Origin of the sequence: Bacillus salitolerans, assembly GCF_042680805.1 — a bacterium.
Classification (GTDB): Bacteria; Bacillota; Bacilli; order Bacillales; family SA4; genus Bacillus_CJ; species Bacillus_CJ salitolerans.
The window spans coordinates 52,665-68,741 of record NZ_JBHUEM010000054.1 but is presented as its reverse complement, the minus strand read 5'-3'; the positions used below and the strand labels follow the sequence as shown (position 1 = coordinate 68,741).

Annotated in this window: 16 protein-coding genes and 2 pseudogenes; 1 reads left to right on the top strand and 17 read right to left on the bottom strand. The window is 37.3% G+C overall.

The features are described 5' to 3' along the window. Positions 1-7: 7 nt before the first annotated feature. The 3 genes from ACFSCX_RS22345 to ACFSCX_RS22335 form a co-directional block, all read right to left on the bottom strand. A complete protein-coding gene (locus ACFSCX_RS22345; RefSeq protein WP_377930457.1) occupies positions 8-1,021 on the bottom strand; it encodes a permease in 1,014 nt (337 codons plus the stop codon). Between the two features lie 197 nt (positions 1,022-1,218). After that, positions 1,219-3,198 carry a Fe(3+)-hydroxamate ABC transporter permease FhuB gene (gene fhuB / locus ACFSCX_RS22340; protein ID WP_377930456.1) on the bottom strand — a complete coding sequence of 660 codons (1,980 nt, stop codon included), beginning with the start codon at positions 3,196-3,198 and terminating at the stop codon, positions 1,219-1,221. A gap of 2 nt (positions 3,199-3,200) precedes the next feature. Then, the gene (locus tag ACFSCX_RS22335) at positions 3,201-4,217 is read right to left on the bottom strand and encodes an ABC transporter substrate-binding protein (protein WP_377930455.1); all 1,017 of its coding nucleotides are present in this window, start codon (positions 4,215-4,217) and stop codon (positions 3,201-3,203) included. Positions 4,218-4,700: 483 nt separating this feature from the next. Here ACFSCX_RS22335 and folE2 point away from each other — a divergent pair, with 483 nt between their 5' ends. After that, positions 4,701-5,606: a GTP cyclohydrolase FolE2 gene (gene folE2, locus ACFSCX_RS22330; RefSeq protein WP_377930454.1), complete on the top strand. Its 906-nt coding sequence runs from the start codon at positions 4,701-4,703 to the stop codon at positions 5,604-5,606. 127 nt (positions 5,607-5,733) lie between these two features. Here folE2 and ACFSCX_RS22325 read toward each other — a convergent pair whose 3' ends face one another. From ACFSCX_RS22325 to ACFSCX_RS22260, 14 genes and pseudogenes are all read right to left on the bottom strand, one after another. Then, positions 5,734-7,257, bottom strand: a complete 1,524-nt coding sequence (locus ACFSCX_RS22325; protein WP_377930453.1) for a M3 family metallopeptidase — start codon at positions 7,255-7,257, stop codon at positions 5,734-5,736. 42 nt (positions 7,258-7,299) lie between these two features. Continuing rightward, positions 7,300-7,926: a TetR/AcrR family transcriptional regulator gene (locus ACFSCX_RS22320; RefSeq protein ID WP_377930452.1), complete on the bottom strand. Its 627-nt coding sequence runs from the start codon at positions 7,924-7,926 to the stop codon at positions 7,300-7,302. Positions 7,927-8,477: 551 nt separating this feature from the next. Beyond that, on the bottom strand, positions 8,478-9,251 hold the full coding sequence (locus ACFSCX_RS22315) for a GNAT family N-acetyltransferase (protein ID WP_377930451.1): 774 nt from the start codon (positions 9,249-9,251) through the stop codon (positions 8,478-8,480). A 386-nt stretch (positions 9,252-9,637) separates the two neighbouring features. Next, positions 9,638-9,793 carry a hypothetical protein gene (locus ACFSCX_RS22310; RefSeq protein WP_377930450.1) on the bottom strand — a complete coding sequence of 52 codons (156 nt, stop codon included), beginning with the start codon at positions 9,791-9,793 and terminating at the stop codon, positions 9,638-9,640. A 3-nt stretch (positions 9,794-9,796) separates the two neighbouring features. After that, on the bottom strand, positions 9,797-9,976 hold the full coding sequence (locus tag ACFSCX_RS22305; RefSeq protein WP_377930645.1) for a CPCC family cysteine-rich protein: 180 nt from the start codon (positions 9,974-9,976) through the stop codon (positions 9,797-9,799). A gap of 32 nt (positions 9,977-10,008) precedes the next feature. Continuing rightward, entirely contained in the window at positions 10,009-10,926 is a 918-nt protein-coding gene (locus tag ACFSCX_RS22300) for an alpha/beta fold hydrolase (protein ID WP_377930449.1), read from the bottom strand. A gap of 119 nt (positions 10,927-11,045) precedes the next feature. Beyond that, positions 11,046-11,309 (bottom strand): hypothetical protein, encoded by a 264-nt coding sequence (locus tag ACFSCX_RS22295; protein WP_377930448.1) that lies wholly within the window; start codon positions 11,307-11,309, stop codon positions 11,046-11,048. Positions 11,310-11,516: 207 nt separating this feature from the next. After that, positions 11,517-11,924, bottom strand: a complete 408-nt coding sequence (locus ACFSCX_RS22290) for an NUDIX hydrolase (protein WP_377930447.1) — start codon at positions 11,922-11,924, stop codon at positions 11,517-11,519. 138 nt (positions 11,925-12,062) lie between these two features. Continuing rightward, positions 12,063-12,170 (bottom strand): annotated as a pseudogene (locus ACFSCX_RS22285) (helix-turn-helix transcriptional regulator); the annotation flags it as partial. 104 nt (positions 12,171-12,274) lie between these two features. Then, positions 12,275-12,685: a histidine phosphatase family protein gene (locus ACFSCX_RS22280; RefSeq protein ID WP_377930446.1), complete on the bottom strand. Its 411-nt coding sequence runs from the start codon at positions 12,683-12,685 to the stop codon at positions 12,275-12,277. A 985-nt stretch (positions 12,686-13,670) separates the two neighbouring features. Further along, positions 13,671-14,420 carry an ABC transporter permease gene (locus tag ACFSCX_RS22275; protein ID WP_377930445.1) on the bottom strand — a complete coding sequence of 250 codons (750 nt, stop codon included), beginning with the start codon at positions 14,418-14,420 and terminating at the stop codon, positions 13,671-13,673. Then, positions 14,421-15,182 (bottom strand): ABC transporter ATP-binding protein, encoded by a 762-nt coding sequence (locus ACFSCX_RS22270; RefSeq protein ID WP_377930444.1) that lies wholly within the window; start codon positions 15,180-15,182, stop codon positions 14,421-14,423. 184 nt (positions 15,183-15,366) lie between these two features. After that, positions 15,367-15,534: pseudogene (locus ACFSCX_RS22265) on the bottom strand (DUF1048 domain-containing protein); the annotation flags it as partial. 204 nt (positions 15,535-15,738) lie between these two features. After that, entirely contained in the window at positions 15,739-16,077 is a 339-nt protein-coding gene (locus ACFSCX_RS22260) for a DUF1048 domain-containing protein (protein WP_377930443.1), read from the bottom strand.

Below are 16,077 nucleotides of genomic sequence, written 5' to 3'. Positions count from 1 at the left end.
CGCGATCCTACATGAAGGATTGATATAGTAAGACAAAACAATAAACGGAAACCGTAATAACTGCCATTAGCGCAAGGACAAATCGAGTCTTAAAATACGCAAATAACATGATTGTATTTTTCAAATCTAGCATGGGTCCGTAAACAAGGAACGCTATTAATGAGCCTACTGAAAAAGTATTTGCAAACGATCTCGCAACAAATGCATCAGCTTCCGAACAGAGTGATAAAATAAACGCAAAGCCCATCATAATAGCTGGGGAAGTTGTATCACTAGAAGCAATCTCTACTAATATATTTCGATCCAAGAACGTCTGAAATAAACTTGCGATAAACGCACCGAAAATTAAGAATTTACCCATTTCAAAGAACTCATCACTTGCATGATATAGAGTAGACTTCCAACGATTCGTTACAACCGGAGTAGCCTCTATTCCTCTCCCTAACAGCTCATCTTTTGAAACACGCAGCTCATTACTTTTATTTTGGAATAACAGATAAATAACCAACCCAATAAAAATAGACAAAATAAAGGCTAGTCCCATTCTGGCATAAACAACTTCAATGGTTGATTGGAACGCATAATAAGTGGAAGCAAATACGACCGGATTTAAGATCGGCGCACCTACTAATAGTACAATCCCAATGTGAAGTGGCATTCCTTTTTTAATTAACCTTCTTACAACTGGAATAATCGCACATTCACAAACAGGAAAAATCACACCTAATAAAGCGGCAGGTAAAAGAGCGGCAAATGCATTTTTCGGAATATAACGTTGCAATGTATCCTCTGATACAAACGTTTGAATTAAAGCTGATACAAATACACCTAGTAAAATAAAGGGAATGGCTTCAAGAACAATACTCAAAAAAATGGTATTTACATTTAGCCAAGCCTTTGGAATTGGTAGATTAGCAGAATCAAAGCTAGACAAATCGATGAAGAAGAATAAAAACATGAACAAAGCAATAAGTGCAAATCCAACCATATCTTTTGCTAATGATAGTCCCTTATGGTTCATTTCTTTTCTCCTATCTCCTTTACTTTCTCACAAGATTATACCATAGTATCTGGTCCGTTTTGATTGTCTAATTCTTGCAATATTATGTATATGGCTTGTCTAGTATGATTATGCAAAAAGATGTCACTAGTTCAGTGGGTCTTACTAGAGAAACAATTCAAAAAGCGAACTTCATGCTAGAAGTTCGCCATCATCTGTTACGTTTTTCTCAATAAATATAAAAGATAAGGAGTTCCTATTAATGCCACAACAAGCCCCGATGGTATCTCCTTTGGTGCTAGCACAAGTCTACCTAGAAAATCTGCCCCTACTAATAGAATACCGCCAAGAAGTAGACTCACGATAATCACTCTTTTATGTTCAAAACCTACTATTCTTCTAGCCGCATGTGGAGCTAATAATCCAATAAACCCTATTGTCCCCACAATGGAAACACTTGCTGCTCCCATACCAACACCTAGTAAAATGGCCATTATTTTCGTCTTGGATACCTTTAACCCTAATCCAGAGGCAACATCGTCCCCAAATGATAGTACATCTAATTTTCTTACAAGTAAAAAGCTGACTGGAATTGTCAGTAACGCAATCAGTAGGACGATTCGCAATTCTTCCCAGCCTTTTGCATAAGTAGATCCCGAAAGCCAAGTTAAGGCAGGAGCAACGCCAAGCTTTGCTTTTACAATTAATATTTGTATGATAGCTGATCCAATGGCAGAAACCGCCACTCCCATTAATGCTAGGAGCATTGAATTCCATCTTGATTTCCATGTTGAGACAAGAATGATGGTGATTGCCGTTAGTGCTCCAACTAGAGCAGCAAAAGGAAGGAATTGAATAGACACTCCTGGGAATAAAACTAGAAAAACCATGGCTCCAGCTCCACCACCAGATGTAATACCTAAAACAGAAGGATCAGCTAATGGATTACGTAGTACACCTTGTAACAATACACCGCTCATTGCTAATAACATTCCAACCACAAAGGCAGTTAGGATTCTCGGTATTCGGAATTGCATGACAAAAGGTGATGTAAGTGACCCGTCTAGCCACTCATCTATCGTTAAAAAGCTTGTTCCTCCAAATGAAACCGCGACTAATAGCATACAAGCAAGAAGAGCTGTTAAACTGACCAATAACCATTTAAACGAAAATGGGATTTCACGACCGCCTAACCTTGTCTCCCCCTTTTGGTACCTTTTACCCGTCCGATATGCTAAAACCATTAGCCATGGTCCTCCAATTAATGCTGTCATGGCTCCGACTGGTATTTCCTGACCTGGAGCAATCATCCTCGCCAACACATCTGCACCGATTAATAGGATAGCTCCCCATAAAAAGGTATGAACGATTTGTAACCTATGCCCTTTCACACCTAGAAGCCTTACAATGTGTGGTGCGATTAAGCCTACAAACCCAATAGGACCGACAACACTAACCGTTACGGCTGCTAAAACAATGGCTGCTAACCATGCAACAACCTTAACTTTAAAAACAGATTGTCCTAGTGAAGTTGCAACCTGATCACCTAATGTTAAAGCATCAAGTTTTGAACCTAATAAAATGGCTACAATGATTGCAATTGTAATAAATATGATCGAGAATTTTACACCTGACCAATCTAATTGAATGAGTGTTCCAGACCCCCATAAAAATAGTCCATTTGTTTCATTTTCAAATAAAAGCTGCAATGCTCCCGTGAAAGATGAGAACAATAAAGAAACGATCATTCCTGTTAAAGCAACACGAACCGGTTCTAATGTTTTGCCTACAAGACCCATTACTAATAGTGCCGAAACGGTGGCACCTAAAATAGAAATGAAGAAAGGATACTTTCCAATAACTGCTGGAAAAAAGATGGTACAGATTACTACGAATAAAAAAGCACCCGCATTAATCCCTAACGTACTAGCTGATGCTAATGGGTTTTTTGTTAACGTTTGTAAAAATAAGCCAGCTACTGCTAGTGCACCACCTGCAAGAATACCCATCACAACCCTTGGTAATCGTAACCCAAGGATGATATCTTGCACCCTACCTTCTCTCCAAACATCTGTGAGGAGCGTCAATAATGAGTAATCTGCCTGGCCTTGCGTTAGGTGAATGATGGATAAAAATAGTAACAGAAGAAAGCCCCCTAAAAATAAACTAGAGGGCTTCGGTTGTATGCGTACTTTCATATTTATTTTTGCTCCACCACAGCTAGGACACGGTCAACAACCGTTTCAGCTGAAAGCGGTCCACCAAAAAGCCATGCATCCCCACCTAATGGATACATACGATTTGATTTTACAAAGTCTAAGTTTTTCCATACAGCATTGTCTTTTAATTGATTTTCAAAGATATTGTCATTATCCTGAACAACATAGAAAAAGTTTGCTGCCTCTAACGCAGGCAATGCCTCTACGTTTAGCTGTGAAAATCCATAAACCTCAAAATTTTCTGGAACATAAGCATTTTTCAACCCAATTTTCTCAAAAATAACAGATGCCATTGCATTTGGCGTAAACACTCGTAAAACAGGTGTTTGTTGTGAACTATATGCTTGTGTTAACACGAACTCATTTGTAGATAAGCTAGCTTTTTCAATAGAAGCTTTTGCTTCTTCATACTTTTTATTTAAGCCATTTAATAGATTCTCTGCCTCTGCCTCTTTATCTAAAGCCTTCGCAATTGATTGAAAAGTAGAAACCATTTCATCATACTGACTTATCGATTCATCTGTTGGGTATGGCTCAAAGAACAATGTTGGTGCTATTCCCTCTAGTTCAGCTTTAATAGCCTCGTGTCTGAATTTTGGAGCAATAATTAAATCAGGTTGAAGTTGAGCAATCGCCTCTAAATTTGGCTCTTGGCGTGTTCCCACATCCACCACATCAGCTGATAACTCTGCATCAACCTTTACCCATGCTTTATATCCTTCAATATCAGCTACTCCGACTGGTTGCACTCCTAGAGCTAATAGATTCTCAGCATATACCCACTCTAATACGACAACCTTCTTTGGGGCCTCCTCAAATGTAGCAGTTCCTAGAACATGTTCAACTGTAATCGAATCGGCAGCTTCCTCTTTTTCATTTTCTGTTGTCTCTTGCTTCACTTCATTTTCATTTGGGGTAGCTTTCTCTTCATTTGTGTTACACGCTGCAAGTGTAAACAAAAGCGTTAGCATAAGTAGCAAGATGTTGATTCTCTTCATTCCTTATTCCTCCAATGATCATAACCAAAATTCGCATGATAATGATAATTATTTTCATTTTGTATTATAACGGTGATGATAATCACTTTCAATATATTTTAAAAAATTTTTGGGCATTCATCTTTACTTACTAATCCATTTCTATAGATAAAACCAGTTTGATGCCGTTCTCACTGAAAATATTACTCTCTTAGTTAAAACTTGTAGGAAATAAAAAACACCAACTGCCTATGACAATTCGGTCTTCCAACTTTGATTACGAAATATCCACCATTTGTAGATTTAATGTTTCTATTTTTAAACTCATGATAGTAAAGCTTCTTTGCTATCTTTTTATACCCTTTCTTTTCTTATAGCGGTTTTATCTAACTCAAGATCACTAGTTTTATTCTTTCATAGAGTCTAAATTGTTGATGTTTGCAAAGATCATTTGTATACTCCTAGTGATAGAATAAGTTCGTCTACCGAGAGGAGTTCCTATATATGAAAGAAAGAAAAAGATTAGTCTTACCATCTAAGCAAGAACGTCATCGATTATTCGGATCTATCACTCCAGGTCCAAAAACGAAGCCGACAGAAAAAAAAGATATGCCTGATCTACAAAATGCCAAAAAAGATTTCATATTTGAGATTGATGCAGTTGGTATTAGTAATGTAAAGCATCCGGTTACAGTTAATTCAAATCTTGCCCCTTTTGAACAAACAACGGTGGCAAACTTCACTTTTACATCAAAAGTTCCTAGCAATCAAAAAGGCACAAATATGAGCCGTTTTACGGAACAGCTTCAGCAATATTATTCTAAAGGTTTTAGTGTTTCGATTACTGAGCTTTACGACTTTGCAAGAGAACTTGCTACCCGATTAGAGCAGGATAATGCAGTGCTTGAGATGACCTTCCCTTGGTTTTATGAGCGAAAAGGCCCTGCTTCTGGAATTTCAGGTTTGAATCACGCTGAAGCATACATAAAGGTTGAATTTGATGTGAATAATGGTTATTCAAGTGAAGTAGGTCTAACATGTGCGGTTACAACCCTTTGCCCTTGCTCGAAAGAAATCAGTGAGTATAGTGCTCACAACCAAAGAGGTTATATAAAAATGACGACAGAGGTAGATGAAGATTTACTTGGGGATGTAGATTGGAAGGAAGCACTCTTACACGCAGCTGAATCTAATGCTAGTGCGATGATCCATCCTGTCTTAAAAAGACCTGATGAAAAGATGGTTACAGAAACAGCCTATGAAAATCCTCGCTTTGTAGAGGATATGGTTCGACTCGTTGCTGCCGATTTATACGAATTACAATTTGTCACTGCCTTTACCGTAGAATGTAGAAACGAAGAATCTATTCATTTACATGATGCGATCGCATCCCTTTCTTTTAGAAAGTAACTTGAAACCCGCTTTATATGTATGTAAGGATCACACATACTTGACATTTCTAATAAGTGTGATCCTAGTTTATATATGATCAAGCTACTATCCACTCATACTCCTTTAGCTTGTATATTCTACTAGTCTACAGCAAGGACTTAGCTAAATATTCAAATGTATGTGGTTTACCACACATTTTCTCTACTCTTTGTTTCCATGAAAATAATTGATTCGGTACAATGAATGTTTCAAGTAATTTCTCAAAGACTTCTTTTTCGTTATAAAGGCTCTGTACTTTGTACTTGTGCCTAATCATATCTCTACTTGCTAAGGCAAAATTATAGTCTTGGAAGAATACAGGATACTCAACATAAAACATTTCACTTGCTGGATGGAAGGTTTCGCCTCTAAACCCAAATACCCACTCGTAACACTCAGAAGCCATATCTTTGAACCTTTGGTCAGGATTTTTATACATGTTATACTCAACCAAGCTATGATAGTAATTCATTTTTACCATAAGCAAATTCATTAATTTATTTGTTTCTACTATTTGCGCGTAGTCATCATCTTGCAGATGGAAGTTCTGTTGGAGAAACTCTTTATCCGAAGCGATGGTTTGAAATAACTCTGCAATAGTCTCAGCTGCAATGCTGGAGTGAAAACGATAGAGCTCAGGATATTGGTATGAGCCATAGCAGCCATCTATTGCATGCCCTAGCTCATGGATTCCTGAGACGAATGCTGAAATCGAATCCCTTTTTCCCACAACTAGTTTAATTTCTTTCGGATTTATATTGGTACAAAACCCACCATAAGGTATTTCTAGACACTCAATTGATACTGGTATTTGTTGTAAAGAAATACCTAAACTTTTTATTGAATCGATCAGTACGTCATCCATACGTTCAGCCGAAAAGGCTTTGCTTTTGATATGATGAAAATTAAAGGCCGTATAGTAGATATCGTAATACTGTAAAGCTTCCACACCGAATTTTTTCTTAATTCTATCATTCCAACTGGATGAAGCTTCATTTGTCAATACAAGTAACCGGTTCATTTCTGTTATGTATGTCTCAAAATCAATTTCTTTTAAGCTGCAACGGAAATCAAAATAATTCTCAAATCCTAATTCGTGTGCAACTTGATTTCGGGCATGAATTAACAGCTTAAGTAATGCCTCATTCCTCTCACCTATTTCTACAGATTTTCTAAGTAGTTTTTGACGCAGTTCACGATCAGAGCTTTCCATTATACTAGAGTGCACCTTACTTAAGTTGTATTCCTCCCCATTAAGAGAAAAGGTACTTTCCATAAGTCTCTTTTGCAATGATCGCTGAATTTCAACCACTTCTTTTTTACTATCAAGTGATTCAATCTTCATCTGTGATAGAAATACCTCTAGTCTTCTATGCCATATTGGATCATCTTTAAACGTCTCTTGCCATGTTAATAAAGTTTCTTTTATATGATCGTTTGTCATCAAATCATGCTTTATTGCTACGATTTCATCCAGTCTCTTACTTTCTTTTCCATTAGCATACATCTCATAATATAGTCTCTCTTCTTCTTGATAGAGCTGGTCTAGTTTTACGATTTCCTCGTCATAAGCCCTCTTCCATTCATGACGATTTCTAATATGAAGGAGGCGAGTAAAATTCAGTTCCATATATATACCCCATTTGTATTTTTTTCTAAATCTAATGTAGCTCTATTTCGAACCTGATATGTTTAATGCCATCATTAAATACTCCAAAAACATCACATATTGCTCCTTCATTTTCAAATTTTCTTTTGAAAGATGAGAATCATCAACAGCTAGACCATCTACAAATGTGACAATCGTTCGAGCAAGGATTTGATTACAATAATGATTACTAAATTCGCCATGTCTTTGCCCTGCAGCAATAATATCCGCATACAGCTTTACCCCTAACGAATAACGTTCATTTCCATAAGCCCGCCGCCGCTCGTCACTTCTTCCAGTTAAAAAAAACTCTAGTTTACTTGGTGCGAGAGGATCCATCCTATCAGTTGGTTCCATCTGGTCACCAAACATTCTTAACAGTAGCAAATTCCAATACGATTCTACTTCACCCTCAAGTATTTGTTCTGTCTCGGATACGACTCTATGTAAATCTTCCTCTAAGATCGTTTCAAATAAGTTCTCCTTATTCGAAAAATATTGATACAAACCTCCTTTACTTATTTTTGCAGCATCCATCACATGTTCCATCGTTGTTCTTTCATAACCTTGGTCGATAAATAAATTTGTAGCAGCCTTTATTATGTTAGCTCTGCGCTGCTCCCGGTGTTCTTTACTAACTTTTGGAGACATACATAAACCTCCTACATGATGTGACTTTTTTTACTTGTCAAAAAAAAACGACGATAACGTCAATTTATATTATTATATAGACGTTATCGTCGTTTTTCAATATTCAGTTCACTCCATTATAAACTTTAGTGCCAGCTACAGAGTGTATGTTACGAGTTTAAACTACCTGTTTCATCAAAATTTCTAGCATGTATTTTCTTCATAGCAAACCTTGCTACTGGGTGTACAATCAATACTTCAACCAGAACATGTTAATACCATAGTTATTGTGCTGTACTATTGTATTTCTGATTTTGGCCCCTAATAATCTAATTCTTCTTGAGACATTCCAGCACAATTGATTTTATCCGACTATAATTTCCTTCTACCATAGAGTATAACATCCCTACAATGAGATCGATTTTAGGCTCGCCTTTTAAATCTAAAATCATTGAATCACTCTCAGTTCTTGGTCTACCATCATCCACTTTTTCACATAAACTATATGTCGTGTGACATGAAGACTGCCAGTTAAGTAAAGAGATTACCTTAATTACTAGCTTACTCACTTACTAGGAGTTCCTAATAAAAACAGAGTAAGATGTTGGATTGTCAAATCCTAATTTTTCTGCTAGATTAATTGAAACCACGTTGTTTACTGCACAATCCCACCTTGGCGTTTTTTTCTTACGCACACATTCTACAATGAATGCTTTAGCTAAAATCGTTGCTAAACCCATTCCTCTATAGTTTGGATTGGTTACAATATCTATTTCAGCATAATTAGGAGAAGCAAATATCGATACACATTCCGCAGCTATAATATCTCCAGTTTTAATGTAAAAACCAATTCCATTCTCAAGAAAATTATTGATAGTACCCCAATACTCTTTATAGTAGCTTTCATTAAACTCTTGACTTACTGCTATAGTGGTTGGATTAACTTTTGATAATTTGAATCCTAAAGGAAGTTCTTGATCGTACACTAAGCTAGGATTGGAAGTGTATTTAAAGGAGTATCTTTGGACAGATTTAACCTTATTTCCTAATAAGGAACTAATACGTTCATCCCATTCTTTTGAAGGAGAAAATAAGGTGAAGCGTTTGTGTTTTTGTTTACTTTCTTCAAATAATTCTACCAATAAACGATGAATTTCAGTGTTCGTAGAATCTCCAGCTAAAAGATAAATACCTGATTTAGTACCAAGCAAGGCTGCATTTTCCGTCGTATCCATATAAAGATTACCATCAATATAATTACTAATTATGGAGTCGGCCAATGTAGGATTGATAACTTGATTTTTACCTAGTAAAAGAGCAGCTTTTCCAAATTGATTTGTCGCCATATTAACTCCTTAATACTAATTTTAATTTGACAGCTCAAATATTCCATAGATCTTTCTAAAACGAATGTATTGACTTTTTATAACAATCTACTCGTTTGTATTATGGTCCGTTTGTGTATTTATTGTCACCCATTGTATAATTCGAGCTATCTCTCTGCTTCGAAATATAGTGGGATTGTCTCTAGTTTTCTTCCTCTTCCAGTCAATAATAAGGGCAAATATTAAGGGAATTACTACAACTTTAAGGAATATCAGCAACAGTTAAACACCAGTTATCACCATATTATAAGTATGATATTTAAGGTCCACACTTATTATTAATCATTCTCGAAAAATGATAAATTATCATTATAAGTAGGTTACCTTGTGCACTTTTTAAACATTAGTTACTTTAATCTCTTCTTTTCTTTTTCTAATAACTCTTTCAACATTTTATTAGTTTCTGAATTATCTATTGCTTTTTGAACAGCAGATAAGATTACAGAGTAGAGAAAAACAAAAAACATGACAAATCCAGCAATGATTGATACAGTAATCTCCATTTTTCACACCCCTTCATTCATTTCATTAGGCTTTCTCCCAAACTCTTTACATCTTTCTTTACTTGGACTATTATTAATGAAGTTTTCTTGAGCATGTCTTAATGAAGGTATATTGACACCACTCTCAAAATCAGGATCATCAAACTGAACTTCATCATCTACCCAGAAACATATATAGTAAATACCATAGCTTCCTCTTTACTCTCTATCTAATGTTAAACTCTTGATTCAAGATGCCGAACAAGCTTCCTTATAGATTCAATCACAACATCTGGTCTGTCAAGATGGATGGAATGACTTGCTTCTTTTGCGAATATCACTTCATTTTTCACAGAAAGGCTAGCTTGTCTCTTAATAAGTTCTTCCCACTTTTCTTCCAATAACCTTAACTCCCATTCTGGTAATCCTTCCTTTGATCCAAGCATAATGTTATATTCTTTATCTCTTCCAATAACAATCAAAGGTATATCAAGAGTATTACTTAACTTCCTAATCACCTCTGCATCCTTCTTCCAATTACTAATTTCAGAATGCATAGCCTTATATAAGTCAGGCTGAATCTGAAAATTGATTAAGTGTTGCTGGATATCAAAAGGAAGCTGCTTCTGCCATTTTGTAAGTGTTGGCTTTATGATTTCCTTCAGTTCATCTTTGTTCATTTTGGAGTAAGTATGGCATTTATCTAACCAGCTATCATCGGTTTCATCTTCATCTAAAACAGGTAGGTCTAACTCGTCTAATTCTTTTAAGTCAACTGAAGTTGAATCAACTAGTACAATTCCTGCAACCTTCTCAGGGTACTCCTTCACAAAATGCTGTGCACATAAACCACCATACGAATGACCCACCAAAACGATAGAACTAGATATGTAGAGAACATCTAACAGCTCATTTAATTCATTAACTACTGATTGTGTATTTCTCTCTTCACTTCCGATTTCGCTCTCACCAAGTCCAGGTCTATGAAACATGATCACTCGATTCGATTGAGACAAGGTCTCTGCAATCTCGGACCATTCATCAAAGGAACATCCCATTCCAGTTAGTATGATGATAGGCCTCCCATTCTTTCCCTTTTGAAGCACTTCTAAATTCTTTTGATTTATCTTTATCAATTGTCTAATTGATACCACTCCTTATTTTCATTCATAAGTACGAATCTGAGTGTAACTCTTTAGCAAATAAAAAACCGTAACTTTTTATTTTGTTACTTAAAAGACATCTATTCCAATTAGGATTCAACAATTTCCCTTTAAGATTTATAACTCAACTTAAATTCTAGAATGGTCTCTTTTTCATCTGTAATAATCTCTGCTACAACTTCCCTAATAACTGTTGAGAAATTAGTACTATTCTTTGCAGTTTGTTCTATGGCTGTGGAGAATTCTTCTACTTTCTTTAACCTCCCTACTGTTATGCGAGGAATATAAGTCACTTCTCTAAAAAGGTAGTTTCGTAAAATCCCTGTATATAACCTATCGTGAATTTTGATTAACTCGTCATTCCCTTTTTGCACATTTTAGTTTTCATAGAACTAATAAAAGGAAATACGAATGTTATATGTGGAGAAATTAAGTTATGTAACGGATCATATTTCTCTCTAATTTCATTAATCTCATTGCTATTCTCAAAATGTGGGACAAAGTTCCCCCTCCCTATTACTATTAATGTTTTATTTTAGAGAAAAAACATTTAATAATCTATTTTGGCAAGAAAAGCTTTATTAAAATTCAATGTAAAAAGGATGGTTTTTTTCGTCTAAACAATATTCAATCCTCTGTCTGAAATTTTTCCAAGTGACCATATCCAATGCTTGTTTTATTGGAAAATAACCTACTTCTATACTTTCCGAACTAGTCGTTGGTTCTCCTCCGATCGCTTTTCCCAGAAATAATGTATTACAAATGGATTGATCTACATTTTGAAAAATCCCACAAAATTTAATAACTTCTATATCTATACCTGATTCCTCTTTCGTTTCCCTAATGACAGCTTCCTTCAATGATTCTCCCTCTTCAACTTGTCCACCAGGCATCTCCCATCCTCTTCGTGGTCCTTTTATTAATAAAATTTCATTTTTGTTGTTCATTACAATGGACGCTGCTGAAACAATGTGCTTTGGTGGTTTCATTTAGTACTCCCCCGATTCAATCTATAATTTTAATAATATTTCCTTATTAAGCTTTCACTTTTATTTTACTTCAATAGTAACAGGCACTAATCCTGCTGATCAGTGCCTGAATGATTTCGATTATTTCAAATAAACGCCCTACTCTTCCCAAAACAATTCAACTAGGGTTTTATTTAATGCTTTACAAATGGAAATACATAAATTCAAGGTTGGATTATATTTCCCTACTTCAATTAAACCGATGGTGGTTTGTCAAGGAACAGGGTCTAAAATAAATATCTGACTATAGAAAAAACAGCTAATACAGTGGAAAATAAAATCCGTATGCTAAATAAGCGCTTCCGAAAAGATTATTTTCGCTGACTCCTCTCAAAGATATACAACTTACCATTTTCAGGGCGGCTACCGAAGTTGGGACCTGAAAATCCCCTTCGTAATAATTCTTTTCTCATAAACATCATGATGCCACCATGACCGACAACAAGTGTATCTTCATTACAAATCATTACTTGATCAATGACCTTGTTGATTTTTTGAATGACTTCCGTTTTCGTCTGATTTTGAGACTTGTGATTAAAATACCATGCCAATCGGATAAACAATAGATGAATAAATAATGGTAGTTTAAGAGAAGAGTAGAAAAATGGTGAAAGCTTCACCTCTCTCAAATCTTCCATAAAGACAATATCCCCATCGAAAGCCCGTTTGGCTGTCACTTTTGCGCGATACAAATCGCTAGAAATACACTTCTTCCATTCCACTTGACCTAAATCAATTTCTCTTTCTTCAACATCAGAATCATCATATTCCTATACCCATTGCATAAGCTCTTTACTTGATAGAATTGAATTCGGGTAGCCCCTTGTCACTTTAAAATGCCTGATCAATCCAATTTTCATATTATTCACCTTACAATTAAAGTTATATCTATCATATTCAAATATACCAGTCAATTAAATTATGGTTATATGTATGTGATGCCTTCATCTTATCACAGTACAGAGTAAAGTGTTTATCAAAATGGCTAATAGAATAATGATAAATTACCTTGACTTCTAAGGAGTACGAGTTATGATACTTAACTTCTAAATCAGAAATGCTGTCACGTTTGTCAATAAGAAACAGAGATTTTTTTATATTCGCTGATAACTCATTTTTAAGATTCTAAATTATTTAATGTAACGGGAGCAGTTCTATAAACGTTTGCACAACAAGATCTCAAGGAAATAATTCCCATTCGAAAGAGAAGGAATATGAACGGACAACGGTTCGCAAATAAGGCATCACACAAAAAGGGATCCTTTTAATGGATAAGATGGAAATAAAAATACTTAAGATATAAGGGAGCATAATCCTCTCTTTTCGTGCTGACTTACATTTTCTTCCCTCAATCAAAAAAAAACTATGAATTACATTCCAACTGAAAAATAATCCATAGTTCCTTAAATATATGATTACCAAAGCAGTTTTGCTTCAGAATCTACTCTTTTACTGTCAACTATATCCATGGGATTTACTCTTTTAATTTCTCCTCCAATGAATGAGCACTTACCCTGTAAATTCTACTAATGCACGGATGGTATCCCTCGCGTTGGGATAAGTAATCGAGCCACAACCAATCATACCAATTTCGAGGGTTTCCATATTTTCATCGATGGTTGCAGGCTTTTAAGCAGCCTTTCATGGATAGAGAATACATTCATTGCAGCAGCTGACTATTGATATGCTAATCACATATTGGTGAACTTACCCTAACACGCGTTTAAATGCTTTTCTGGCGAAGAAGTAAGCGATGACCATGATGACGAAGCACCAGGCAAGCGCAGTCCATATATCATTGCCAACAGACCCTTCATATAAGAGGGCTCGAATCGCATTCACGATTGAAGTCACAGGCTGGTTCTCAGCGAACACACGGACAATTTTAGGCATGGTTTCGGTAGGGACAAAGGCCGAACTGATAAACGGCAGGAAAATCAGCGGATACGAGTAGGCTGTCGCCCCTTCCATAGATCCTGCTTTCAATCCGGGAATGACCGCCATCCATGTCAGCCCCAGCGTAAACAGCCCGAGTATCCCAGCTACCGCGAACCAATCCAAGATATCAGCGCTGGAACGGAAGCCCATCAAGAGCGCGACGAGGATAACCACTACAACAGTAAGCGCATTGGAAACAAGCGATGTCAACACATGAGCCCACAATATCGATGAGCTCTTAATGGGCATAGTAATGAAACGCGCCATCAGCCCACTCTTAACATCCGTAAACAGCCGCAAGGAAGTGTAAGCGACCCCCGATGCGATTGCTATCAGCAAGATTCCCGGCAATAAATAATTAACGTAGTTGTCCGTGCCTGTCTCTATGGCGCCGCCAAATACATAGACAAACAGCAGCATCATCATAATCGGTGTAATCGCCACCGTGATAATCGTATCCGGGCTGCGCATGATGTTGCGCATTAAACGCCCTAGTAATACCCCTGTTTTGCTTTTCATTTACTTCTCCTCCTTTTTGCCGATGATCGCGAGGAAAATGTCCTCCAATGTTGGCTGCTTCTCGATGTACTCTACTTTCGCTGGCGGGAACATCTCTTTGAGTTCGGAAAGGGTACCGGTCGTAATGATTTTTCCGCCATGTAGGATGGCGATACGGTCCGCCAGCTGTTCAGCTTCTTCTAGGTACTGAGTCGTCAGCAAGATGGTTGTGCCGCCACCGGCAAGCTCCTTGACGGTATCCCAAACTTCAATCCGCGCTTCGGGGTCAAGCCCTGTGGTCGGTTCGTCGAGAAAAATGACTGCTGGCGTCCCAATCAAGCTCATGGCGATATCAAGCCGGCGCTTCATCCCGCCGGAATACTGGTCTGCCCTGCGGTTGGCCGCATCGGTCAGGCTAAATCTCTCAAGCAAATTGTCGGCGACTTGAGCGGGTTTGGAAACTCCCCGCAACTTGGCGATCATCATCAGGTTTTCCCGCCCGGTGAGCATCCCGTCTAAAGCTGCGAACTGCCCAGTTAGGCTGATGCTCTGGCGAACATGATCAGGTTGACGCTGGACGTCATAGCCGCAAATACCGACTTCACCGCCATCTTGACTCATCAGCGTCGAGAGGATGTTGACCGTCGTTGTCTTGCCCGCTCCATTTGAACCCAGCAGTGCGAAAATTTCACCACGCCTCACCTCAAAATCCACCCCCTTTAAGACTTCCTTGTCTTTAAAGGATTTTTTTAACCCTTTTACAGAAATCGCTGCATTGTTCATACTTTTTTCCTCCCTTAATAAAAAGCGCAACAAGGCGCTAGATTACCTATACTCACCTACTCAGTCTGACTGATATTCTGTATTACTTACTACTTAGCTGAAAATATAACTGAATAGTGAAGGTGGCACATTCATATTTGTAACCAGCTATTCAGTCGGAATTATCTATAGAATTTTACGTTTTTCACAATCGCTCCATGATGCTCTGATTCCAATCTTCACGATACACGTCGGCATAGATATTAGCGTTTACCACAAGTTTCTTCGGCAAAAGACGCCAAGTCGTCCCCTGTGATTTCCAGCACATGTCTGACTTCCACCGAACATGTTCGAACAACTCGAGTAATTCATACAATCGAGCAGTTTAGTTAAAGAAGGACAGTGAAATGTTTAAGATCGTTATTAATGTATTTATTACAAAGAGTACATGTAACTGAACTTTAATAAAATTATTAGTACTAACCTATAAAAAACAGAATATTATCAGTACACCGCAACTCAAACGGGTTTCTGTCGTTAGTGTAGGTGTAGGCGAAAATCCACAAGGATTTCACCGTTAGTCACGACCAATCGTATCGTTCAACTTCTCACGATATTTGTCTTTCCAAGTTTTCGTGTCCTTCACTAGTTCGTCGCAAAAAGCAGCCACGTCCTCACCCGTGAGGTCAGTAACTTTCTTGCCACCCGCTGCACCTTCCTCGAAGAGATCGAGAATGCCACCAAAGATACGGCTCGTTTCCTTCCAGTCGGTGAGGCCACTAGCGGTCCACATGTATTTTTGGATAGCTTTGTAAGCGTTAAGATACTCACTTGGAAGTGTCTTCGCTCGCGCCTCCATCGCCTTCCATTCCCGCTTCTCATCCAGACTCCCGATAATCTTTTCAATAAAACTCAT

Bases quoted from the DNA above. Each gene is read 5' to 3' on its own strand.
- ACFSCX_RS22345 (WP_377930457.1), bottom strand. From the start codon at position 1,021: ATGAACCATAAGGGACTATCATTAGCAAAAGATATGGTTGGATTTGCA.
- ACFSCX_RS22315 (WP_377930451.1), bottom strand. From the start codon at position 9,251: ATGGCGACAAATCAATTTGGAAAAGCTGCTCTTTTACTAGGTAAAAAT.
- ACFSCX_RS22320 (WP_377930452.1), bottom strand. From the start codon at position 7,926: ATGTCTCCAAAAGTTAGTAAAGAACACCGGGAGCAGCGCAGAGCTAAC.
- ACFSCX_RS22310 (WP_377930450.1), bottom strand. From the start codon at position 9,793: ATGGAGATTACTGTATCAATCATTGCTGGATTTGTCATGTTTTTTGTT.
- fhuB (WP_377930456.1), bottom strand. From the start codon at position 3,198: ATGAAAGTACGCATACAACCGAAGCCCTCTAGTTTATTTTTAGGGGGC.
- ACFSCX_RS22290 (WP_377930447.1), bottom strand. From the start codon at position 11,924: ATGAAACCACCAAAGCACATTGTTTCAGCAGCGTCCATTGTAATGAAC.
- ACFSCX_RS22260 (WP_377930443.1), bottom strand. From the start codon at position 16,077: ATGAGTTTTATTGAAAAGATTATCGGGAGTCTGGATGAGAAGCGGGAA.
- folE2 (WP_377930454.1), top strand. From the start codon at position 4,701: ATGAAAGAAAGAAAAAGATTAGTCTTACCATCTAAGCAAGAACGTCAT.
- ACFSCX_RS22325 (WP_377930453.1), bottom strand. From the start codon at position 7,257: ATGGAACTGAATTTTACTCGCCTCCTTCATATTAGAAATCGTCATGAA.
- ACFSCX_RS22270 (WP_377930444.1), bottom strand. From the start codon at position 15,182: ATGAACAATGCAGCGATTTCTGTAAAAGGGTTAAAAAAATCCTTTAAA.
- ACFSCX_RS22335 (WP_377930455.1), bottom strand. From the start codon at position 4,217: ATGAAGAGAATCAACATCTTGCTACTTATGCTAACGCTTTTGTTTACA.
- ACFSCX_RS22275 (WP_377930445.1), bottom strand. From the start codon at position 14,420: ATGAAAAGCAAAACAGGGGTATTACTAGGGCGTTTAATGCGCAACATC.